This is a genomic window from Mesorhizobium sp. B2-4-12, assembly GCF_006441575.1.
Lineage (GTDB): Bacteria > Pseudomonadota > Alphaproteobacteria > Rhizobiales > Rhizobiaceae > Mesorhizobium.
In genome coordinates, this window is record NZ_VFVC01000040.1 from 26,582 (window position 1) to 49,835 (window position 23,254).

Consider the following 23,254-nt stretch of genomic DNA (forward strand, 5'->3'; position numbering starts at 1 on the left):
ATCTGCTCTCATGGTTCGGCTTCATTGCCCCTGTGCGCACGACACCCAAATCCACGCTAGGAGCAGGCCTTCCCGCTGTCCTCGTCTGTTTGAATGAAGCAGGGCTTCAATGATGCTGCGATGCACCTGACCCCTTTCATGTCGGATCGGCGAGTTCGGTCGGAATCATTCGTTCTAACGATGCCACGGCCAAGATGGTCGCGTACGACACTGCAAAGCGGGTCAGCAAAAAAGGGGGTCGCGTTGGAAGCGTTTGATCGCACGCGTTCTTCAGAAGGCCTGCCTTTGCGCGCCTTGCAGTCCGTGCTGGGACTGGCGAAAGAGCGGGATGTCGCGACAACGCGCGACAATGGTCCTCAAGACGGTTTCACATGGAAACAGGCATCCACCCGTCCTCTGGACATGGACGGACCGGCAAGCCCTGTCTTCCAAAGGATGTGCGATGACTTCTCCGAAAAATCGGCGTTCTGGCACATCGAGAAAATTGTCGGGAAATATCCGGACAAGATCGCGATCAGCGACGGCTCGACATCCCTCAGCTTCCTGGAGCTGTTGAACGCGGTCCAAAACTTGGCAGGTGCGATTGCCGGTTCAGTTCCAATGGGTAAGGCGGTCGGGCTTCTGATCGGGAATACTCTTTGGTACCCGGTGGCCATGCTTGCCGCCATGCGTGCGGGCAGGCCCGCCGTGCCGCTAAACCCCCGAGATCCATTTCAGCGCCTCGCGGCAATTGCCTCCAGCGCGGGGCTAGCCGCAATTGTCAGGCCAGGGCCGGGCAAGCCGGCAGGCTGGCCTGATGCCTCGTCCCTGAAATGGATCGATGCGGGAAGCTGCATGGCCGCAACGCCGGACGGCAGCTTACCGGCGCTGCCGCCCGACGTGTCGGTCGATTCGCCGGCGATCGTCCTGTACACGTCAGGCAGCACCGGAGCCCCGAAAGGCGTCGTGAACAGCCAGCGGGCAATCCTCCAACGGGTGCAGCAATATGTCGATGCTTGCCACATCGGCCCCGACGATGCGTTCATGCCGTTGACCGGCCCGGCGACGATCGCGGGCTGCCGCGAGATGATGACCCCGATGCTGTGCGGCGCCACATTGTACCTTTTGGACATTGAGAGTGCCGGCATCCGCGCTGCGCGCGACAATTTCCAAAAATGGCGGGTGACGATCGCCTATCTCGTGCCGGCGCTGCTGCGTGTGTTGATGACCGATTCAGCGCCCGACGTATTCTCGTCACTGCGGGTCGTGCGGGTCGGCGGAGAAAAAGTGTTGTGGTCCGACATCGACCGGCTTCGCGACAATGTCCCGGAGTCCTGCCTTATCCAGATCAGCTATTCGTCCACGGAAACGACCGGCACGCAGTGGTTCCTGCCGAGGGATTATCCGGAGCGAGGCGCGACGGTCCCGGTCGGCTTCGTCCTTCCCGGCATCGAATACACCGTCGTGGATGAGAATGGGTACGAGGTCGCCCCCGGCGATGAAGGGGAGTTGGTGATCAGGGGCAACTACACCACGCTCGGCTATTGGGCGGACGGGGGACATGTTCCTCTTCGTGCAAGCTCCGCCAATCCCTGGCTTCGGATCTTCGCAACCGGCGATCTGGTCAAGGTCGACGGCACCGGAATGATGTGGATCGTCGGACGAAAGGGACGCCAGATAAAGATCAACGGAAGGCGGGTCGAGCCTGCCGAACTGGAACTCGTCCTGCGCCGGGCGCCCCAAGTGAGTGATGCCGTCGCGGTGGTGACGGACGCGAACGAACTGGTGGCCTTTGTCGTTCCCGTGAAAACTGGCGCAAGCGAAATCATACCCGAATTGCGAGACTTGATCAGGACAGCCCTACCGCCGGCAGTTCATCCAACGCGACTGCACAGTATTGCCGAGATACCGCAGCTCAAGGGCGGCAAGGTCGACAGTGTCAAGTTGCGGGAACTGGATCGCGCACTGAACGCGCAAGACGCCCAGAGCCCGCCAGACGCCCGGCAGGCGGTGGACCCGCTCGATATCGAAGGCGTGGCAGCGGCCGTATGGGAGAGGATACTTCCCGGCAAGAAGGCGGCTGGCAGCCGCTGGGACGACGCGGGCGGCGATTCACTGAAGCTGCTGCAATTCGTCATGGAACTTGAGACCGCTCTGGGACGGGAACTCAACTTGGACGCATTCACCGTCGGAATGAGTTTTACCGACGTCGTCAGGGCAGCGTCCGCAGAGCAAGACACAAGCGACTTGCTTGTCGAGGCGTCCGACCCGAGGCCGCTTTTGTTTATTGTGCCGGGATCGATCGGCTACGGGCCAAGCCTGGCGGCTTTCGGTGTCGAGATGAGCGATGTCGCCAGGGTTGTCGCCATTCGCTATGGGGACCTGAACGATCTACTGAAGGGACATGGCACCATACCGCGGATGGTGGACGCGGTTGTCGACCAGATCAGCCAGGTCCAGCCTGATGGCGACGTGAAGCTGATCGGTTATTCGCTTGGCGGCGGCGTCGCGTTCGAGGTTGCCGCCAAACTTATTGCAGCGGGTCGATCGGTCACGTTCCTGGGAATCCTCGACACCAATATCGGGCCTGGGCAGCACGACTACCGTGAAACTCTTGCACGCACCGTCCAGCGCATCCGTTCCCATAGAGTGACGGCGGATCGCATGATGTTACGGGCTCTCGCAAAAGCATTTGCCAGATTTGGCGCTGAAGCCCTGCTCGCCAGGGGCATCGACTGGCTGAAATGGAGGGCCTTCGCCAGAGTGCGGTTCATTTTGCGCCTTGAGCTTGAGGAAATCCTGCGGATGCGCGCATTTGGCCAATGGCTCGCACAACCGAAGACCGCGTTGCCGATTACCGCCACCCTGTTTCGATGCAGGCGTACAGGGGTTCCGACGGATCTTGGCTGGAGCGCCTTTTTTGCCGATCTGAGCATAGTCCCGATCCTCGGCGGACACCTCGATATGCTCATTGAACCGTATCTGAGCCACAACCGTCCTTTGATAGAAAGAGCCTTTCTGGTGAGCGGCGCATAGCGCGTGGACGACCGCCATCCGCACGCTCCGAAGCGGCTGGAATGAACCAGCGCGATCCTGCGCTTTCTGCAGTCCACAACAAAATCCAGCAGTGCCACCGAGGCAGGGACAGTCCAGTCCTGCCTTGCCGTGCCGGAAATATCCCTGAACAATCAACAAGCCCGGAACCAGAGCCGACATCCCATTGCGTGGACCTTTTCTCGCCGTGATCAATGATTCTATCAAAGGGCGCCGGTATTTGATTTGGTTCTAATATACCCTTTCCAATAGGCAGGCGTGGGGCACCTACCGAATCAGACGAAGGATATTTTCATGACAACCCTCCATTACGCCTCGGGTGGATCCGCCTCCGAGGTTGCAAACGCCGGATTCAATCTTGTCGACGTTTCATCCGTGGACGAACTCAACGCCCTGCCGGCTGGCACGAAAGGTCTGGTCTGGCTCGATGAAGCCAATGGGACAACCTCGTCCTTTATCCAGAAAGTCACGCCCTTTATCGGCAATCCGAAAGCGTTTGGATTCTTCCTTGTCGATGAGCCGGACCCCACCGGCAAATGGGGAACCTATGCCACCGCCGCGAATCTGAAGGCGGAATCCGACTGGATCCACACCAACGTGCCGGGCGCCAAAACCTTCATCACCATGATGAACATGGGGTCTTCCGCAAATCCCGATTTTTCAAACACTTATAATCCCGCCAACACACATATCGACTATTACGGGCTGGACCCCTATCCGGTGCGCACCGGGACAAGTGCGGTCGACTACAACATGATCGACAGGACCGTGGCCGCGGCTGTCGCTTCGGGGGTCCCGCTCAACCAGGTCGTTCCGGTTTATCAGACGTTCGGCGGCGGCAGCTACACGACCGATACGGGCGGCCAATATGTCCTTCCCACTGCTGCCCAGGAACAGACCATGCTGGACCACTGGTCCAAGCTGGTTCCGTCGCCCGCCTTCGACTATGCCTATGCATGGGGTTCCCAGCAGGGCGACACGGCGCTTGGAAACTCGCCGGCGCTGCAAGCCCTCTTCCTTCAATATAACCACGGCACCGCAAGCGTGCCTCCGACCAGCAACGCGACTTCGTCCGGCACCACTGTGCCCTCGACCAGCGATACGACTTCGTCCATCACCCCACCTTCGACCAGCACCACCCCGCCGACCAGCACCACACCTCCGACCAGCACCGCGCCTTCGACCAGCGATCACGTTTTCTACGGCACTGGCCGCGCGGATGTACTTCACGGCACCACCGGCGCCGACACAATGATCGGTGGCGGCTACAACGACACCTATTATGTCAACAACCCTGGCGATAAGGTGGTTGAACTGAAGGGCGCAGGCCACGATACCGTGCTGGCATCAGTGAGCTATGCACTGTCAGCCGGCTCGGAAATCGAGCAGCTTGCCACCACGAGCCGGGCCGGCACCACTGCCATCAACCTCAAGGGAAACGAGTTCTCGCAGACCATACAGGGCAATGCCGGCAACAACGTCATCAATGGCGGCGGCGGACAAGATGTGCTGACAGGAAATGGAGGCAAGGACGTCTTCGTCTTCAATTCCGCCCTCAAGACAGGCAACATCGACAAGATCACCGACTTCAATGTGGCGCAGGACAAGATCCATCTCGACCACACTGTGTTTGCCGGGCTTCAGGTGGGCGCCCTTCCCGCTGATGCGTTTCACACTGGCAGGGGTGCGCATACCCATACCGACCACATTATCTACAACAGTTCGACCGGCGCCCTCTCCTTCGACAGCGATGGGGCCGGCGGCGCGCATCAGATCCAGTTTGCCGCTGTTTCTCCGCATCTGTCGTTGACGGCATCCTCGTTCGTCGTGACGTGAACCTTTGGAACCGTCAGGCCCTCATCAAAAGGGTCTGACGTTTTCTTGAATATACCTCCGCGGAACGAAATCGCTTCGATGAACATTAGTTCGTCATGAGCGCTCGCGGCATCGAATTCCTGCAGAACTGGGTGGAGGAAAATGTTCCACCCTATTCGACGTCCGATCCGGCGCTTGCGGCGAAACTCGCCAAACAAGCGACGGCGGACGCCATCAAGGCGGGAATTCGCCCCGAGGAAATATCGGAAGAAGTCGGAAGCATGTTGACCACCATGCTTGAAGTGCTCGAAAATCCCGACACTGAATGATTGCGTGCCGACGACGTCGGCAACAGGAGAGCCCGAAGGCGGCGTGGATGTGGTTTCCGGTTGCCGCTGGATAGATCCTTGAGCGGGATTTCCCGGCATAGTCTTAAAACTTTTGCCTACTCCCGCTCGTTATTGGTCCCGGCTTGAGCTGTGGCACCCCCCTCAATCCCAGCCAAGCGCGGAACTATCACCGTATCAGGCCTCGCGAGATATGCGGCCTGGGTGTCTGAGGTTCGTTGGCGTGATGCCGGTGTGCCGGCGGAAGACGCGGCTGAAATGCCCGGCATTGCCGAAGCCGCACCTGAACGCAATCTCCCCTATCTGCAAGTCGCTGGCTTCGAGGAGCGACTTCGCGTAGTGCACCCGCAGCGCCAGATAGGCGGCCATTGGGCTGATGCCCAACTCGATGCCGAAAAGACGCTCCAGCTGGCGCCTGGAGCAGTTCAATCTGGCCGAGATTTCGGTAACCGATACCTTTTCCTGGAGATTGCTCTCCATCAAGAGCAAGGCTCGCTTCACCGGACGGCTGGAGGCTCCGGCAAACAGATCCCCGACCGGTTGAACGTCACGGATGTTCCGGATTCGATCGAGGACAAGAATCTTGGCGGCCTTTTCCGCTGCCTTGTTACCAATGAATTTCGACACGAAATAGCCGGCCAGGTCGGCTGCACCCGTGCCTCCGGCGCAAGTAGAGCGGTTGCGGTCGACGGAAAACAGACTGTCCGCATGGGCGTTCACGTCGGGGAATTCCGCCCGGAAGTCCTTGATGTGAAACCAGCTGACCGCGGCATTATAACCGTCCAGCAACCCGTAGCGCGCGAGCACGAAACTGCCCGTGCAAAGGGCGGTGAGCGGCACGCCTTTCTCGGCAGCCCGCAAAAGGAATGCCTCCTTTTCAGAACTCAAGCCGCGGTTGGTGTCGAGCAGGCCACCAACCACAACAACATTGTCGAAATCCTCGGGATGTCCAATCTCTTTTGTCGGCAGCAGTTCGACGCCGCAGCTGGCCCTGATCGGCAGACCGCGTTCTCCGATCACCTGCCAGTCAAATTCCACGCGACGGCTTCGATCGCCCTCATCACCCGCCAGGCGCAGCGTGTCGATGAAAAGCGACAGGGGTGACAATGTGAAGTCGCGGACCAGAAGGAATGCAAACTTCTTGGACATTGGTTCAGCGCTATCCGCGATTAATTTCAGCAGGACCAAAACTATATGTTTGGACCGCTATATGCACAGGGAATTCCGGCGGTGCTCACGCCTCGGCTTCGCTTGACCTGGTCGGGAATGGCAGTCGCCAAACGGCACGCGTTCCTTGGATCAGGATGCTGCCTATCGCCGGGAATGCCGCGACCGAAGAACTCCGCTCTTGAAGTCCGTCCCCAGCGCGATTGGCCAGTGTTCCTGATTTCCCCGTGCTCCCCGATTTCCCATGCGGACCTCGCTGCAAATGTCTTATGGTCGACAGACGGGCTCGTTGTCGCGAGTCCCGCATATGCTGACCTGGCTTGAGCGCCACGGCCAATGCCGGCATCGCGCTTCAAACCATCATCAACGGATAGAACATGGTCTCGAGCTTGCCACCTCCCGTCTCTCAATCGGTCGCCGCCAGGCTTACGCGGGCAGCGATATTCCTGGTCGTGACGATCAATCCCGGATCGGCGTCCGAGGAAACGGTTCGCGGCTTGTGCGCCGATCTCTCCAGCCTGCTCCGCGGCGTGGGTTTCCGCAATCTCAACGGACAGCTGTCGTGCGTCATGGGGTTCGGGTCCGATGCCTGGGACCGGCTGTTCGGGGCGCCGAGGCCGAAAGACCTGCATCCCTTTCGCGAAATTCGCGGCGTGCATACCGCCGTTTCGACGCCTGGCGACATCCTCTTTCACATCCGCGCTGCGAGCATGGACCTCTGCTTCGAACTCGCGACACATGTCATGTCGCGGCTCGCCGGCGCGGTCTCGACCATAGACGAGGTGCACGGCTTCAAGTTCTTCGATGACCGCGATCTGATCGGCTTTGTCGACGGAACCGAGAACCCGGTCGGCCAGGCCGCGGACGCGGCCACCCTTGTCGGCGATGAGGACGCCGCCTTTGGCGGCGGCGGCTACGTGATCGTGCAAAAATACCTGCACGACGTGGAGCGGTGGAACAAGGTGCCGGTCGAGGAACAGGAAAACATCATCGGCCGGCATAAGCTGTCCGACATCGAACAGCTCGATACGGTGAAGAAGCCGTATGCGCACAATGTCCTGACGTCGATTGAAGAAAACGGAGAGCAACTTCAGATCGTGCGCGACAACATGCCATTCGGCGAAGTGGGCAAGGGCGAGTTCGGCACCTATTTCATCGGCTACGCGCGGTCCCCCCACCGCATCGAGAAGATGCTGGAGAACATGTTTATCGGCAACCCGCCGGGCACCTACGACCATCTGCTGGATTTCAGCCGCGCAGTGACCGGCACGCTGTTCTTCGTGCCGACGGCGACCTTCCTCGACGATGTCGACCCCGAGGCACGACCGGTTGCCGACACCGACGCGAAGTTGCCGCAAGCGCCGGAGGCGCCTCGGCCGGACGCGCTTCCCAACGATGGTTCACTCGGCATTGGATCACTGAAGAAATGAGGCAGACATGAACAATCTTCATCGAGAACTGGCTCCCATCTCCGACGCGGCCTGGGCGCAAATCGAAGACGAGGCGGCCCGTACGCTGAAGCGCCATCTGGCGGCGCGGCGTGTTGTCGACGTTGTCGGCCCAAAGGGCGTCGACTTCTCGGCTGTGGGCACCGGTCATCTCAAGCAGCTTCCCGCCTTCGGTGACGGGGTCCAATCCGCACAACGCGAGGTGAAGGCGCTGGTCGAATTGCGCGTTCCATTCGAACTCACGCGCCAGGCAATCGATGATGTCGAGTGCGGCGCGACGGATTCGGATTGGTCCCCCGTGAAGGAAGCCGCGCGCAAGATCGCCTTCGCCGAGGACCGCTCTGTTTTCGATGGATACGCGGCGGCTGGCATACAGGGCATCCGCGAAGGCAGCAGCAATCCTCATCTGATGCTTCCGTCCAACGTGATGAACTATGCGGAAGCTGTCGGACACGCGGTCAGCCAGTTGCGGCTGGCCGGCGTCAATGGTCCCTACGCGCTCGTGCTGGGTGCCGCCGCGTACACGGCCGCGAGCGGTGGCAGCGACGAGGGCTACCCGGTATTCCATCATATCGAGCGTGTGGTCGAGGGAGGGGTCATCTGGGCGCCGGCCATCGAGGGTGGGTTCGTGCTTTCCACGCGTGGCGGCGATTTCGAGCTGGATATCGGCCAGGACATCTCTATTGGCTACCTCAACCATTCCGGCACGGCCGTTGAACTCTATCTCCAGGAGACCTTCACCTTCAGGCTTCTGACAACCGAGGCGGTTGTGGTGCTCGCGGCTGAAGAAGCGGCTCAACCGCGCGGCAGGAAGTAAACCACGCACGTCTAGAGGCGGCCGAGGCATTGGGCTGCCGCGAGCCGGGCTGCCGGAGAGCATGGTGAACCCGGAGGTCTTCCCATGGTGTCAAGCTCTTCGGTGACTTTTCTGGCAGTTTGTATGGGTGGCCGTTGGCACGAAGATTGCTCGTCCATGTCATTCTATGTGCTGTGCCGGGGAACTCCCTATCGTCACAGCCCTGCGCGCCGACGGCGGCAGGTGGCCTTCTCATTCCAGGAGCGCCAAAGGGGCAAGGAGACAGGGATGACTGAGCATTCATCGTCGCCGGCCGGCCCCGATTTCACCCAGGGTGTCGCTTTGGCGGATATTCCCCAGGGCGGCATGTTGTCCGGCCACGTGAACGGCAAGCCCGCATTGCTCGTGCGCCAAGGCGAAGAACTGTTCGCCGTCGGCGCAACCTGCACCCACTATGGCGGGCCGCTGGCCGAGGGGCTGCTGGTCGGTGACACGATCCGCTGCCCCTGGCACCATGCCTGCTTCAGCCTTCGCACCGGCCAGGTTCTTCGATCACCCGCTTTGAGCGATCTCAAATGTTGGGATGTGGCGCGCCGAGCCGGTCATGCATTTGTGGGCGACGGGCTGCCGATGCCACAACCGCCCAAACTGGCGGCCGCGGGGCTGCCTGAATCCGTGGTCATCATCGGCGGCGGCGCGGCCGGAAACGTCGCCGCCGAAACGTTGCGCCGCGAGGGTTATCAGGGACCCGTCACGATGCTGAGCACCGATCGTTCGCCACCATACGATCGGCCAAATTTGTCGAAAGACTATCTCGCCGGGACGGCGAAGGCCGCCTGGCTTCCTTTGCGGTCCCCGAAATTCTACGCGGATCATCATATCGATGTCAGATGTGATCAACGCGCCGTCAAGCTCGATCCCGCGCGGAGAACGATAGCGCTCTCTGATGGCAGCGAGGTGACCTATGGGGCACTGCTGCTTGCCACCGGCGCCGAACCCGTCCGGCTCACTATTCCCGGCGCAACCTTGCCGCAGGTGAAAGTGCTGCGCACCCTGGCAGACTGCGACACGTTGATCGCGCGTTGCGGCACGGCACGACGCGGCGTCGTGGTCGGCGCGGGCTTCATCGGCCTCGAAGTAGCGGCGTCATTGCGAAAGCGCGGACTGGAGGTCCATGTCGTCGCGCCCGGCTCACGCCCCATGGAACGCCTCCTCGGCGCGGCGCTTGGCGACATGGTCAAGACACTTCACGAATCGCATGGGGTTGTCTTCCATCTCGGGACCACCGTGGCCGAAATCCACCAGGATGGCGTCAGACTTTCGACAGGCGTGGATTTGAGCGCCGATCTGGTGATTGTGGGGATCGGAGTGCATCCCGAGGTAAATTTGGCGAAGCAGGCCGGCCTCGCCATGGACGGCGGGGTGCTGGTGGACGGGTTTCTTCAAACAAGCGCCGCGGCAGTCTACGCGGCCGGCGATATCGCGCGCTGGCCAGACCCGAGGACGGGAGACCGCATCCGCGTCGAGCACTGGGTGGTTGCGGAGCGCCAGGGCGCGGTTGCAGCGCGCAATATTCTGGGGCAGCGGCAGCGCTTCGCCACGGTTCCGTTCTTCTGGAGCCAGCACTACGACACGACCATCAACTATGTGGGTCATGCCGAACAGTGGGATCGGCTGGACATAGATGGCGATCCTGCCGCGCGCGACTGCATGGTCAGCTATTGGCGCAACGACAAGCGGCTTGCCGTGGCGACCGTGGGGCGTGACCTGGACAGCCTGCGGGCGGAGGCCGAGTTCGAGCGGCAGACGCCTTGAAGGACGTGCTTGCTGAAGAGACGAGGAAAACACGCGGCGAGGAGCCAAGCTTTTTCGATACGATGATCCTGGCGACGGGGGTTCGCCATGCCTATTTCGGCCACGACGAATGCGAACCCTTCGCGCCAGGTCTGAAGACGCTGGAGGATGCCACCAAGATCTGAAAAACCGCTGCGCACCTTCCTGCAATTCCTTTAAGCGTTTCTCGGCAGCACCTGGAGCACCCTGGCGATGAACATGCCGAATTCGGCCATGTAGTTGCGCAGGAATTCCTGGGTGGATGCAACCGTGACCTCCCCGGCGTCGGTGACCAGGCCAGGCGTGAATTGGATATAGGCTTCAGGGGCGTTCATCTGCGGCGAGTTGCAGAAGCTCAGCACGCTACGCAGGTCTTGCTGGGCGACCGCGGTGCCAATCGGGCCGGGCGACGTGCCAATGACAGCGGACGGCTTGCGGGCGAAGGAATTCTTGCCATAGGGACGGCTAGCCCAGTCGATGGCGTTCTTCAGACCGCCGGGGATGGAGCGGTTGTATTCCGGCGTTACGAAAAGGACGGCGTCGACAGCGGCGATGGCATCCTTGAAGGCGCGAGCGACGGCCGGAAAGTCGGCATCGTAGTCGTAGCTGTAGAGTGGCAAGTCCTTAAAGGAGATCTCCGACATATCGAGTTGCGGCGGGGCAAGCTGCACCAGCGCCTTCGCGAGCTTGCGGTTGATGGATTCGCGCGCGAGGCTGCCGATGAGATAGCCGACTTTGTGCTTGGTCATTCATACCTCCTGCGTTTGGCTTGTGCTGACGATGACTTCGATCCGTGCTGGACGTGGTTCAATGGCTTAAGCCGGCCCTCGCTTCGCTGCTGGACATTTTGCCATGGCCGAGAGACAAATTGTCCATAGATTTCAATAAGGTGGTGCAGAAGTTGCAATGGTCAAGCCTGAGGCCTTCCACACTGGTTCCAGTCTGCATGTCATGCCTGGATCCCAGCCGGGCCACGAACACCTGCGTCGGCATCCTGCCGACTTCGTCGCGGCCCACAACTTTGGCCGCGGACTCATCTGCAAGGAACCCTGAGCGTTTCATCCACGATGCGTTCCACCATTTGCCAGGACTAAACATCTAGGCGCCTCGATCAGGGACCAGGATACGCCCCTCTACCCACCCCGCTACCATGCGGTCCGCCAGAATCGCCAGGAACGCGATTGCCAGGCCGGCGATCAGGCCCATGCCGGCATCGGCCTTGCCGAGCGCGACATAGACCGCCTGCCCGAGATCGCGCGTGCCGACAAGGGCCGCGATCGCCAGCATCGACAAGGCTGCCATGATGGTCTGGTTGAGCCCCAGCATCACCACCGGCAGCGCCAGCGGCAGCTTGGCCTGCAACAATGTTTGGGTAGGCGTCGCGCCCATCTGCTCGACCGCCTCGACGACATCGACACGCACATGCCGCAAGCCATGCTCGACGTAACGGATCGGCGGCACGATGGCGTAGAGCATGATGGCGATCAGCGCCGTGAACTCGCCAACCTTGAAGAACATCAGTGCCGGAATGAGGAAGACGAATTGCGGCATGGTCTGCAGTGCGTCGCAGACCGGCTTCAGAAAGCGCGAGACGCGGTCGCTATAGGCGGCCCAGACACCAAGCGCACCGCCTATGACCAAGCAGAGCAGCACCGCCAGCGTACAGAGGTAGAGCGACTGGATGAGCTGGGGCCACAGCCCGTTGACCAGGATGAGAGCAAAGCCCGCGAGCGCGAAAAGGCCAAGCCGGATGCCCGCCACCTGTGCGGCAAGCAAGGCGACGCCAAGGATAAAGACCGGCCAGGGCAGACCGAGGAAGCCGGTGAACAGGACCAGGCCGGCCGCCAGTGCGGCCAAGCCAGCCCGCCACCCGAAGCCGCGGGTCGATAGCGCGGCGACGCCCAGGATCAGCGCGCAATATTCGGCCGCCATCGACGGCGACAGCGCAAAGCCCCAGAGCGTAGGCGTGGCGGCTCCCGAAATGCCGATCCTGAGCGGCAGCAGCAGACAATAGAGGACGCTGTTGCGGATATCGTCGAAGAACCAGGCGTAGTCGCGGACCAGGCCGAGCAGCCATTGATTGACGCCACCGACCTGCATGCGCAACCCGGTGGCAGGCAGCAAGGTCTCGTCAGGCCACAGGACACGTATGGCAACCGCCAGCACCACGGCGAGCACCAGCGCAATTACCAGCCTGCGGCCGGTCATCCATGCCATGGCGGCGGTCGGCCCGGTCGGCCGTTCCCGGGCGAAGCCGATGGTCAGGCGATCGACGAGGATGGCGAGCAGCGCGATGACCAATCCGGACAGAATGCTCTGGCCGAACTCGGCCTTGCGCATCGATGACAGCACCTCCCAGCCAATGTCCTCGAAACCGCCGATGATGGCGGCGACGATGACCATCGAGAGCGCCGCCATCGTCGTCTGGTTGAAGCCGACGAGCATTTGCGGCAGCGCGGTCGGCACTTCGACGTGCCAGAACTGCTGCCGGCGCGTGCAGCCGCTCATCACCCCTGCTTCGCTGATGTCCGATGGCACGCGGTCGAGGCCGAGCATGGTGTTGCGCACCATCGGCGGCGTCGCATAGATGGCGCTGGCGATCAGCCCAACCACTGGGCCGAAGCCGAACAGAAGAAGCAGCGGGATGAGATAGGCGAAGGCCGGCACGGTCTGCATCAGGTCGAGTGCGCCGAGCAGTGCGGGCCGCGCGCGCGGTCTGCTATGACCCAGCACGCCAAGCCAAAAGCCGAGCACAACGGAGATCGGTACGGCCAGCAGCACCAGCGACAGCGTGCTCATGCTTTGCGGCCAGTAGCCGGCAAGCAGGATGTAGGCGAGCGCCAGAACGGCGAAGACTGCCAGCCGAATGCCGCTCGATTTCAGCGCAAGCGCCGCGACCGCCAGCATCACCGCCGGCCACGGCAGCCATACCAGCACCAGGCGCGCGCCGCGCATGGGTGCATCGAGCACGGCGGACAGGGCGCGGAATGCGGGCTGGACGACGGTCACGACCGCATCGGTGACCAAATTGATGGCCGGTGCGAACGGTAGCGTCCATTCCTTCGGAAATGTCACCAGCCAGGGGAAATCGGCCTTCAGCACGAGACAAAGGACGGCCAGAACGGTCAGTCCACACCAGGGCAGAAGGGCCGGCTCCACAACGACCCTCGGCGAGGATGGCAATGTCGCGGCAGGCGCCGTCATGGCCGTGTCCGTCTTGCCTGTTCGCGATCGAGCACGGCAAGAACCGCGCTGGCGCTGAGCAGCCGTGGCGGACTGGCGCCCTCGCCCGGGACGGTGAAGGCGCCGATCCCGGACGCCAGGCGTGGGATAAGCTCCTCGATACTGGTGTCGGCAGCGATGCTCTCGTGCGGCATAGCGGCTCCGTTCGCCGGCGCCGCCAGGTCGCCCGCCTTGATGACGCGCAGCAGCGGCATGTCCTCGGTGAACTGCGCGACATAGTCGTCGGCCGGGCTGAGCACGATGTCGGCCGGGCGGCCGATCTGGACGATCTTGCCGGCCCGCATGATGGCGAGCCGGTCGGCCAGCCGGAAAGCTTCGGCCATGTCGTGGGTGATGAAGACGATGGTTTTCTGCAGCATGCGCTGCAGGCGCAGGAACTCATCCTGCATCTGCCGCCGGATGAGCGGATCGAGCGCAGAGAACGGCTCGTCCAGGAACCACAGCTCCGGGCCGACGGCGAGCGAACGGGCGATGCCGACGCGCTGCTGCTGGCCACCGGAAAGCTGGTGCGGAAACGAAGCCTCGCGGCCCTCGAGACCGACCAGCGCGATCATCTCGCGGGCGCGGGCTTCGCGCTCTTTCACCGGCTTGCCCTGGATCTTCAGCGGGAAAGCCACATTGCCCAGAATGGTCAGGTGTGGCAGCAGGCCGAAATTCTGGAACACCATGCCCATTGCGTGGCGGCGCAGTTCGATCAGTTCCTTGCCGGAGACTTTGGAGAGGTCGCGGCCGTCGAGCAGTATTTCGCCGGCGCTCGGCTCGACCAGCCGCGACAGGCAACGCACCAGCGTCGACTTGCCTGAGCCGGACAGCCCCATGATGACGAAGATCTCGCCGGTGGCGACCTCGAAAGTAGCGTCGACCACGGCGGGCAGATGCGCTTCGGCACGCAGCCGTTCGGCCAGCGCGTCGGGTTCGATGATGTAGCCGCGTGAATCGAAATAGTAGGCGGGACGCCGCCCATAGACCTTCCACACGTTGCGGCAGGCTAGTTTTATCTCTCGGACCGCCTTGCTCATCGTCGGCCGCCCGCACCAAGCAAGCGTCCGGTTCCCGGATCACCGGGAACCGAGCGGCAATTCTCGTCAGTGCCTGGGCAAGGCATGGGCCGAGATCACCCCTTGGCCGCGTCGACCCAGGGTTTCCACACCGCTTCGTTCTTGTCGAGCCAATCCTTGACGACGGCGTCGAGGTCCTTGCCCTGCTTGTCGACCGCCAGCATCATCTTCTGCTGCTCGGTGGCATCCATCTTGAATGCCTTGAGGAAGGCATAGGCGGCAGGCCATTTGGCGCCGAAGCCGGACCAGACGATCTTGTCGACATCGGGTGGCGTGATGCAATGTTCGTTGGTCTTGTCTTTACAGGGCGGCATGGTGATCCAGCCGACATCGTTTTCGGCCAGCGCGTAGTGCGGCCCCCAGAACATCATCACCAGCGGTGACTTGGCGGCTTCCGAGGCCTCGAGTTCGGCGACCAGCGCGCCTTCCGAGCCGGCCGGCACGGCGGTGTACTGCATGTTGTTGTCGGCCAGAATAGTCGCGGCTCGCGAACCCCAGTCGGCCGGATAGTCGAGGAAGCGGCCGTTGGGCGCGGTCTCGGGTGTCGACAGCGCCTGGATGCACTCCGGCTTGTTCAGCGCGTTCCAATCCGGCAGGCCGGGGCAGACCTTCTCCATGAACTTTGGATAGATCCAGCCCTCCTGCGTCTTCAGATCCAGCTTGCCGATGTCCTCGATCTTCTTTTCGGCCAGCACTTTGGGATAGATGTCGCCGACATTGTTCAGCCAGATTTCGACCGAGGCACTCAGCGTGCCGTCGGCAAGGCCGGAGAATTGCGGGAAGTTGCCGGCGGTGACGTATTCGACCTTGTAGCCGAGCTTTTGAAGCAACTGCCCGGCGATGTGCGTAGACACATGCGATCCGGTCCATTCGAGCATGGCGAGCTTGATCGGCTCGTCCTTGGCGCCGAGGTCGGCGGCTCGTCCCTGAGCGGTTACAGCAAGCAGAAGCGCCAGCCCGACGCCGGCGCCTTTCAAGGCATTTGTTCTTGTCATGTCAGTTCCCCTGTCGGTTGGACTTTTTTATTCCTACTTTTTGCCGACCTCCTCCCATGAAGGCCCGCAGCCATCTCGCGCGGATGCTACCATAATGCTCCGCCGGTGATCTGAATGTTTTCCATGGTGATGCCCTTGGCGATATCCGAGCAGAGGAAGACGGCAAGTGCTGCGATCTCCTCCGGCTGCATCATGCGGCCCTGAGGATTGCTCTTCCTGAATTCGTCCATGACATCCTCGGCGCTGCGCCCCTTGCCTTCGCGCTCGACGACCTGCGCCACGTTGCGGCGCATCAGTTCGGTCTCGACCCAGGTAGGGCTGATCATGACGCAGGTGACGCCATGCGCCGCGCCTTCCAGCGCCACGCAACGGGTCAGGCCGAGCAACCCGGCCTTGGAGGCGCAATAGGCCGGATTGTCCTTCCAGCCGACGGTGGCGGCGGTCGAGCCGATGTTGACGATGCGGCCCCAGCCACGTTCGATCATGCTCGGCAGCACGGCGCGGGTGGCTCGGAAGGCGCCAGTCAGATTGGTGTCGACGATCTTGTCCCACAGCGCGTCGGAATGACCGCAGACCGGTTGCTCCGCGGTGGTGCCGGCCGCGTTGACCAGAATGTCGGCCGGACCGATGGCGGCCTGGGCCTCGGCCGCGAAAAGGTTGGTCACGTCGCTGTCACGCACATCCAGATGGGCAGCATAAACTTTGATGCCATGAGCCGACAGGGCCGAACACACGCGCTCGGTCTCATCGGCGCCGGGATAATAGGCGGCATCGGATCTGTCGTTGCCGGGTGGCGCGATGTAGGAGCCCACGGCGATGTTGGCGCCGGCCCTTGCCAAGGCGGTGGCAATCGCAAAACCCATTCCGGAGAACCCGCCGGTGACGATCGCGCTGCGGCCGGAAAGGTTTGTCATCAGGCGAGATCTCCACAAGGTTTGGTGCGGGCGGCAAGGCCGGGCGGGAATTCACACGGCAAGATAGCCTCCATCGACGACCATCTCGGAGCCGGTGACGAATTTCGATTCATCCGAAGCGAGGTAGAGGACCATGTAGGCGATGTCGTCGGGCTCGCCGAGGAAGCCGATCGGGTGGCGCGACAGCGCCTTGGCCTTTTCCTGGTCGAGCGTGCCGAGATCGCGCAGATAGTTTTCGGTCTGCGGCGTCCAGATGTAGCCGGGGTGGATGGAGTTGCAGCGGATGCCGTAGCGCTTTTCGGCACAGTGCACGGCGACCGCCTTGGTCAGCGTGCGCACGCCACCCTTGGAGGCGCAATAGGCGGCAAGTTCGGCCTCGCCGATGATGCCGTCGATGGACGACAGGTTGACGATCGAACCGCCGCCAGAACGCTTCATCAGCTTGATGCCTTCCTGGCAACCGAGGAAGACACCGTCGAGGTTGATGGCCATGGTCCGCCGCCATTCGGCAAGCGTGGTGTCTTCGATGTTTTTGGCAATCGCGATGCCGGCATTGTTGACCAGAACGTCGAGCCGCCCGAACCGCCCCTCGATCGCGGCCATGACGGAAGGCCAGTCCTCCGGCTTCGAGACATCGTGGCGAAGTGCCAGTGCCTGGCCGCCCGCCTTCTCGATCCGCATCGCCGTATCGGCGGCAAGCGCCTCATCGATGTCGCTGACGGCCAGCGTCGCGCCTTCCGCCGCCAAAAGCAGCGCGGACGCCCGCCCAAGGCCAAGACCGGCCCCGGTGACGAGCGCTACCTTGTCTGCAACGCGACCTGTTTTCGCCATCAGCTTCCCTTGTTCATTGACTCCAGCGGCCTGCCCAGCCAGTCGCGGTAGAATCCTTCGAGGTCCGGTTCGAAATCGTGCACGATGGGATAGCCAGGTGCGGCAGCCTCCACCTCGTGCATAGTGCCGCATTGCGGGCAGATGAACTCGCGGATCTCCATCCATTCGGGATCCGGCAGATCGCTGTTGGGATAGATCTCGCGCAGTGACTCTTCGGTATTGCGCACGATGATCGAGGCCTTCAGCTTCCAGTTCTTGCGGTAGTCGCCAAAGGAGTGGCCGCACTCGCACCGGGTCACCCGCTCGTCGCCGCTCTGGCAGATGAACAGGTGATCGGAGACCGGCAGCAGGATTGGATCCTTCCAGCCGACGCGGTCCTGCAGCACGGCGACATATTTGAAGAAGCGGTCGTCGTCCTTGTAGGCGCTCATGACGCGGCGCGTCTGCGGCCAGGGCAGCGTGCCCGCGACCAGATCGGCGATGACTTCCTTGCTGTACGAGGTCATGGCTTTGCTCCCGGCATGAAGATCGATCTGGCGTCGACGTTCCAGAACGCGCTGAAATCCTTGGTGAAGCGCGGCGACAGCTTGATCGCGCTGGCATACATTTTCTTCACCTCAGGTGCGAAGTCGGCCTTTTCGACCCGGACACGCTCCTTCGCGATCCACTCCGATACCGGCCTTGCCTGGGCGAGCCGCTTCGCGCGCATCTCGGCGCGGTGGCGCTTGGTGGCCTCCAGGTTAGCGACAGGATAGCCATCCGCATCCTCATCCAGCATGATGCCGAAGATGCCTTCGGCGGCTTCGCGGGTGAGATAGCCGTTCTCGACATCCGATGCCGTCTTGATCGGATCGCGCTCCAGCACGTCGCCATAGCCGCCGCCGCCATTGTAGGAATGGGTGAAGACATCGCCGGTCTTGTGCGGCGCGGTGATGTAGGGGCCTTCCATGGTCACATGCTCGCCCTGCAGCCGGACTTCGAGTTCGGACCGGTGAGGGTTGGTGCCGGTGTGATGTGCCAGCGGCGCGCCCTTTTCAGCCAGTTCGAAGATGTTCGAGTCGCGCACGGCTCGGTGCTTCTGGCAGGTCGGCGCCGGATAGCCGCCGCACATGCCGCCATTGTCGAAGACGCGCGAGGAATGCTCGGAAGTGACCAGCCTGAGATGGTCGGTCTTGCTGACCAGCCATGTCGACAGGAAGGAGCAGCCGCCGCGATATTTGCCGGCGCCGCCAGAATTGGGGACGATGGAGCGGCCGATATAGACCATCGGCATGTTCTGTTCCCAGATTTCGATATTGCCCATGTCGGATTCAGGATTCCAGCCGACATAAGCGGTGTCGAGCCCATCCTTGATGGCGAGCGCGCCGGAGCCGGCGGCGGCGCATTCGAAATGTGCCATGCCGAACAGCGAGCCGTACTGGCTGGTGCCGCCCATCTCGATCATCGGGCTGTTGACCTGGCCGACGAAGGCTTCTTCGACGAAACCGCGGGCGATAAACGAGCGCGACAACAGGCGCTGGAAGACGCCATAGGCGGGCAGCAGCAGCGCCCATGAGGTGGCTGTCGCCACCATCTCGTTGTCCGGATTGGTCCAGGTGCCGTGCGGCAGCTTCAGTTCGGTCGCCATCCAGGCGCCGTCATTGACCAGGCCCTCGAAATTCATGTGCTGGGTCAGCGTCACGAACATGCCGCCGTCCATGCCGGCCGGCGTGCAGTTCATCGAGTGGTAACCCCAGGGCTGCGTGCCCTCGAAGTCCATGATGATCTTGCCATCGGTGGTGATCTCCATCTCGATCGGCATATTGTAAAGCCAGTCGGGGTCACCGAGCGGCTGATAACCCGGCTTGCCCGCGGTGACATGGCCGTAGAAGGTGTGGCCACGATAGATGCCCGGCACGGTCAGCTGGCGGGTGCGGGCAAGCTGGGCGCGGCGGCCCTCCTCGATGAATTCCTTCGAGATCTTCATCCAGTAGTCGAGGCCGATGTCGTCGATCAGCGCCTTGACGCTTTCGCGCATATCGATACAGGAGGCGACCTTGGCCTTCTCGTCCAGCACCCAGTAGATCGGCATGCGCAGATTGCGCTCGCAGCGGATCACGTAGTCGCGCCGCAGCTCGTCGTTCTTGCCGACCTTTTCGGCGCAGACGAACAGGCCCTCGGTGAAGCGCTCCTGCGCCAATGCCACGTCGCCACCGGGCGTGATGCCGCCGGCCTCGAGCTCGTGGCAGACGGCGCCGGCCCAGCCGACGAGCTTGCCCGAATGAAAGATCGGCACCACGTCCATCACATCAGGCACCTGGACGGTGCCGATGAAGGCGTCGTTGTTGGCGAAGATATCGCCGTCGACAATGCCAGGATTCTCTTCGTAGCCTTGTCTGATCATCCATTTGATGAAGCGGCTCATCGTGTGCACATGCACCATGATGCCGTTGGAGAGCGCGATAGCATCGCCTTCCGGCGTGTAGATGGCGACCACCATCTCGCCGACCTCGCGCACGCCGGGCGAGGCCGAGATGCGGCGCGCCATTTCGCGTGCCGACACGCAGTAGGCGCGCAGCTTGGTGTGCAGCGTCTCGAATTTCAGCGGATCCTGGTTGCGCAGCGAAAGTTCCGTGATGCCGTCGTAGCAGCCGGTCTCTTCCATGAGCCGTTCGGATTCGATTAGCCGCTCGCGGATGCGCAGGGCGGAAGCGGGTTTGTCCAGCATGGCGTTCGCCCTTCTCAAGCGTGGGTATAGTGCAGCAGCGTCCACTCATCGACATGGACACGGTCTTGCGGATGGACGACGAGCGTCGTGGCGGGGTGTTCGATGATGGCCGGGCCGATCACCTCATGACCGGGCTGCAGAAGGTCCATCTCGTAGAGGTTGGCCTTGTGCCAGCGGCCGCCAATATAGGCCTCCCGAACGCCCTTATGGGCCGATGCCGGATCGGACTTGCCGAGCGGGCGCTTCAAGAGCACAGGCTTGACCTTGTCGGCGGTGGCGATGAGCCCGAGCTCCGTGATCGAGAAGCCGGCTTCGCCGTAGCGTGAGACGCGATGGTTTACCTTTGCGTAGACCGCCTCGAATTCGTCGATCACCTTGCGCATGTCGTCGGCCGAGTTGATGGCCGACAGCGGCGCCATCACCTCGACGTCCTCGAGCTGGCCGGTATAGCGCATCATCAGGAACGGCACGGTCTTGACCTTGTCCCTGCTATGGCCATCGGCGATCATCTCATCGACCGCCGCCTTGGTGAGATCGTCCCAGATGGCGGTGACTTTCGTTCCGAAGGCCACCAGCTGGTCATCGCTTGCACGCGCGCCGATATCGATCTGCGTCGACACCGAGTGACGGCGCATGAAATCCGCCGTGGTGCAGCCGAAGGCGGAGAAGGCGGCGGCGAACTGAAAGGTGATGATGTCCTTGAAACCGATTCCGCGCGAGCAGCCGGCCAGGTGCAGCGGACCCGAGCCGCCATAGGAGAGCAGCGTGAACTCCGACGGATGGATGCCCTGGCCCGAGATGACGCGGCGGAGCGCGTTGTTGGCGTCGGCCTCCAGCATGTCGATCATGCCTTCGGCTGCCTCCTCCACGCCGACGCCAAGCAGACGGGAACACTTTTCCTCGAAGGCCTTGCGCGCCTTCTCGACCTGCAACACGACCTTGCCGCCGAGGAAGTAATGCGGGTTGAGACGGCCGAGGATGGCGTCGCAATCGGCGATGGTGGGCTCCGTGCCGCCCTTGGCGAAGCAGATCGGGCCGGGATCGGAACCGGCGCTTTCCGGTCCGAGGGAGACTTTCCTGGTCAGCGGGTCGACCTTGAGGATCATGCCCGCACCCGCGCCGATCGTGTCGAGATGCAGCGTCGGCACGTTGAGCTTGAAACGGTCCATCAGCGGCTCGTTCTCGATCCGCGTCTGGCCGCGCGTGATGACGCCCATGTCGAAGGAGGTGCCGCCCATATCCGAGCAGATCAACGAGTCGTTGCCGATCAGCTTGCCGACATAGGCTGCGCCCAGAATGCCGCCGATCGGGCCGGAAATCATGGTCTCGTGCAGGCGCGGATGGTTGATCGAGGTCAGGCCGCCGAAAGAAAGCAGCGTCTGCACGCCATATTTGAAGCCATATTTCTTCGAAACGTCCTCGATGCCCTTGAGCTGCTTGCGGCCGCGCGAGGTGGCGTAGGCCTCGATCAGCACCGAGTTCAGCCGTGACTGTTCGCGGATGACGGGGCGGACCTCGTGGCTGGTGTAGACCAGGATTTCGGCGCCGGCGGCGACGATCTCCTCGCGGCAGATCTCGGCGATGCGCTTTTCGTGCGCCGGGTTGACGTGCGAGAACACGGTCATGATGCAGATCGCCTCGACCTTGTCGGCGATCAGTCTCTTCGCGGCGGCATGAACCTCGTGCTCGTAGAGCGGCAGGATGACGTCGCCGAACTGGTCGATGCGCTCGGTGACGCCATGGGTGCGGCGGCGCGGCACCAGCGGATCGGGATGGTGATGCGTCACCGCATGCAGCCGGTCGGCATAGGAATAATCCGCCCAGGCCTGCAGGCCACGGCCCATCAGGATCATGTCCTCGAGGCCCTTGGTGGTGATCAGGCCAAGCTTGCGGCCGGTGCGCGACAACAGCGTGTTGAGCATGCCGGTGCCGGAGTAGAGCACCACATTGACGCCGGAAAAGAGGTCCTGCAGCGAGATGCCCCAGGCGTCGGCCGCGTCCTCGGCCGAAGCGAGGAAGCCCTCGGCCTCGTTCTTTGGCGTGGTCGCCGATTTGCCGATCTTGAAGTGGCCGTCCTGATCGACAAGGATGGTGTCGGTCATGGTGCCGCCGGCGTCGATGCCGATAACGATGGGGTTGGTGGTGATCTGGTCCACGGGTCGCCTTCCCTTGCCGAAAGTGACCACAGGCTAGATTCGACGGGCCGGTTCGCGCCATATGCCTAAAGGCACAATGACGACGAGGGGCTCGTCGCCGACAAAGAGGCATGCGCATGGGCAATATCTGGGCGCCGCTCGCCAAGGCGATCGCCGCTACCGGCACGGACAGGCATGTCGATTGCCTGATCGACCTGATCGGCGCGGACATCGAGCACGACCTCGTCACGGTGACGCGCTACTCGACGACGCAGACACCGGAATTCGTGAAGCACCGGCGCTTCTCAGATGAAATGGTCCGGCGCTATCTGGACAACTACTATGTATTCGACCCGTTCTATGCCTCGTGGCGGCGCGAGCGCCGGTTGGGCATCATGCCGCTCAAGCGACTGGCGGATGACGAGGCCAAGCGCGGCCAGTACATAGCCGGCTTCCTGGCGCAGTCGGAAATCTGCGACGAGGTCGGCATCATGCTGGCCGATGGCGGCGACTGGTGCCTTGGCATCTTCCTCGATCGCTCGACCAGTTCGTTCAAGGAAAGCGAGATCGCCTTGCTGGACGAACGGCTGCCGGTGTTCGAAGCACTGCACGCGCTCGACATCAAGGCGCACGGAGCCGAGTTTTCCCGCACGTCAGCGCCGACAAGCCCCGGCGCTTCACCGCGACAGAAACCGACAATTCCCGTTAGGCTGTGGCCGGAACTCTCGCTCAGGGAAAGGGAGCTCGTGCAACTCATCCTGGCCGGCCACCCGACCGCCAACATCGCCGAGCGGCTCGGCATCACGGTGGGCACGGTCAAGAACCATCGCCGCCGCATCTACGAAAAGCTCGACATAACGACTGAGCGAGAGCTTTTTCTCCAATTCTTTCAGCACCGCGATCCAGAAATCTGACTGGACCAGAAATGAGCT

Annotated in this window: 18 protein-coding genes; 8 read left to right on the plus strand and 10 right to left on the minus strand. The window is 62.2% G+C overall.

Annotated features, from left to right (window positions below; all coding sequences use genetic code 11):
- Positions 1-243: 243 nt before the first annotated feature.
- The 3 genes from FJ934_RS21340 (at position 244) to FJ934_RS21350 (ending at position 5,177) form a co-directional block, all read left to right on the plus strand.
- Positions 244-3,015, plus strand: a complete 2,772-nt coding sequence (locus tag FJ934_RS21340) for an AMP-binding protein (protein WP_246671589.1) — start codon at positions 244-246, stop codon at positions 3,013-3,015.
- A gap of 312 nt (positions 3,016-3,327) precedes the next feature.
- Positions 3,328-4,869, plus strand: a complete 1,542-nt coding sequence (locus FJ934_RS21345; RefSeq protein WP_140612178.1) for a calcium-binding protein — start codon at positions 3,328-3,330, stop codon at positions 4,867-4,869.
- A gap of 95 nt (positions 4,870-4,964) precedes the next feature.
- Positions 4,965-5,177, plus strand: coding sequence for a DUF768 domain-containing protein (locus tag FJ934_RS21350; protein ID WP_140612124.1), 213 nt, complete (start codon positions 4,965-4,967; stop codon positions 5,175-5,177).
- Between the two features lie 195 nt (positions 5,178-5,372).
- Here the strand turns inward: FJ934_RS21350 and FJ934_RS21355 are convergent, their stop codons facing one another.
- Positions 5,373-6,344 carry a GlxA family transcriptional regulator gene (locus FJ934_RS21355; protein ID WP_140612126.1) on the minus strand — a complete coding sequence of 324 codons (972 nt, stop codon included), beginning with the start codon at positions 6,342-6,344 and terminating at the stop codon, positions 5,373-5,375.
- 395 nt (positions 6,345-6,739) lie between these two features.
- On the opposite strand from FJ934_RS21355, the gene FJ934_RS21360 reads away from it, so the two are divergent.
- The 4 genes from FJ934_RS21360 to FJ934_RS28105 all read left to right on the plus strand — a co-directional run bounded on the left by FJ934_RS21360 (position 6,740) and on the right by FJ934_RS28105 (position 10,585).
- On the plus strand, positions 6,740-7,792 hold the full coding sequence (locus FJ934_RS21360; protein WP_140612128.1) for a Dyp-type peroxidase: 1,053 nt from the start codon (positions 6,740-6,742) through the stop codon (positions 7,790-7,792).
- Between the two features lie 7 nt (positions 7,793-7,799).
- Positions 7,800-8,627: a family 1 encapsulin nanocompartment shell protein gene (locus tag FJ934_RS21365; protein ID WP_140612130.1), complete on the plus strand. Its 828-nt coding sequence runs from the start codon at positions 7,800-7,802 to the stop codon at positions 8,625-8,627.
- 267 nt (positions 8,628-8,894) lie between these two features.
- A complete protein-coding gene (locus FJ934_RS21370) occupies positions 8,895-10,421 on the plus strand; it encodes an FAD-dependent oxidoreductase (protein WP_140612132.1) in 1,527 nt (508 codons plus the stop codon).
- The gene (locus tag FJ934_RS28105; RefSeq protein ID WP_181165710.1) at positions 10,418-10,585 is read left to right on the plus strand and encodes a hypothetical protein; all 168 of its coding nucleotides are present in this window, start codon (positions 10,418-10,420) and stop codon (positions 10,583-10,585) included. The genes FJ934_RS21370 and FJ934_RS28105 overlap by 4 nt, the downstream gene beginning before the upstream one ends.
- 30 nt (positions 10,586-10,615) lie before the next feature.
- Here FJ934_RS28105 and FJ934_RS21375 read toward each other — a convergent pair whose 3' ends face one another.
- From FJ934_RS21375 to FJ934_RS21415, 9 genes are all read right to left on the minus strand, one after another.
- The gene (locus FJ934_RS21375; RefSeq protein ID WP_140612134.1) at positions 10,616-11,188 is read right to left on the minus strand and encodes an NADPH-dependent FMN reductase; all 573 of its coding nucleotides are present in this window, start codon (positions 11,186-11,188) and stop codon (positions 10,616-10,618) included.
- Between the two features lie 349 nt (positions 11,189-11,537).
- Positions 11,538-13,643, minus strand: coding sequence for an ABC transporter permease subunit (locus FJ934_RS21380; RefSeq protein WP_140612136.1), 2,106 nt, complete (start codon positions 13,641-13,643; stop codon positions 11,538-11,540).
- On the minus strand, positions 13,640-14,701 hold the full coding sequence (locus FJ934_RS21385; protein ID WP_140612138.1) for a betaine/proline/choline family ABC transporter ATP-binding protein: 1,062 nt from the start codon (positions 14,699-14,701) through the stop codon (positions 13,640-13,642). Before FJ934_RS21385 ends, FJ934_RS21380 begins: the two co-directional genes overlap by 4 nt.
- 95 nt (positions 14,702-14,796) lie before the next feature.
- Positions 14,797-15,735, minus strand: a complete 939-nt coding sequence (locus tag FJ934_RS21390) for an ABC transporter substrate-binding protein (RefSeq protein ID WP_140612140.1) — start codon at positions 15,733-15,735, stop codon at positions 14,797-14,799.
- Between the two features lie 86 nt (positions 15,736-15,821).
- Positions 15,822-16,649, minus strand: coding sequence for an SDR family NAD(P)-dependent oxidoreductase (locus tag FJ934_RS21395; protein ID WP_140612142.1), 828 nt, complete (start codon positions 16,647-16,649; stop codon positions 15,822-15,824).
- A 51-nt stretch (positions 16,650-16,700) separates the two neighbouring features.
- Positions 16,701-17,480 carry a glucose 1-dehydrogenase gene (locus FJ934_RS21400; RefSeq protein WP_140612144.1) on the minus strand — a complete coding sequence of 260 codons (780 nt, stop codon included), beginning with the start codon at positions 17,478-17,480 and terminating at the stop codon, positions 16,701-16,703.
- The gene (locus tag FJ934_RS21405; RefSeq protein WP_140612146.1) at positions 17,480-17,986 is read right to left on the minus strand and encodes an acetone carboxylase subunit gamma; all 507 of its coding nucleotides are present in this window, start codon (positions 17,984-17,986) and stop codon (positions 17,480-17,482) included. The genes FJ934_RS21400 and FJ934_RS21405 overlap by 1 nt, the downstream gene beginning before the upstream one ends.
- Positions 17,983-20,187: a hydantoinase B/oxoprolinase family protein gene (locus FJ934_RS21410; protein ID WP_140612148.1), complete on the minus strand. Its 2,205-nt coding sequence runs from the start codon at positions 20,185-20,187 to the stop codon at positions 17,983-17,985. Before FJ934_RS21410 ends, FJ934_RS21405 begins: the two co-directional genes overlap by 4 nt.
- Positions 20,188-20,201: 14 nt before the next feature.
- Positions 20,202-22,343, minus strand: a complete 2,142-nt coding sequence (locus tag FJ934_RS21415; protein WP_140612150.1) for a hydantoinase/oxoprolinase family protein — start codon at positions 22,341-22,343, stop codon at positions 20,202-20,204.
- Between the two features lie 110 nt (positions 22,344-22,453).
- On the opposite strand from FJ934_RS21415, the gene FJ934_RS21420 reads away from it, so the two are divergent.
- Positions 22,454-23,236 carry a helix-turn-helix transcriptional regulator gene (locus FJ934_RS21420; protein WP_140612152.1) on the plus strand — a complete coding sequence of 261 codons (783 nt, stop codon included), beginning with the start codon at positions 22,454-22,456 and terminating at the stop codon, positions 23,234-23,236.
- Positions 23,237-23,254: the final 18 nt, after the last annotated feature.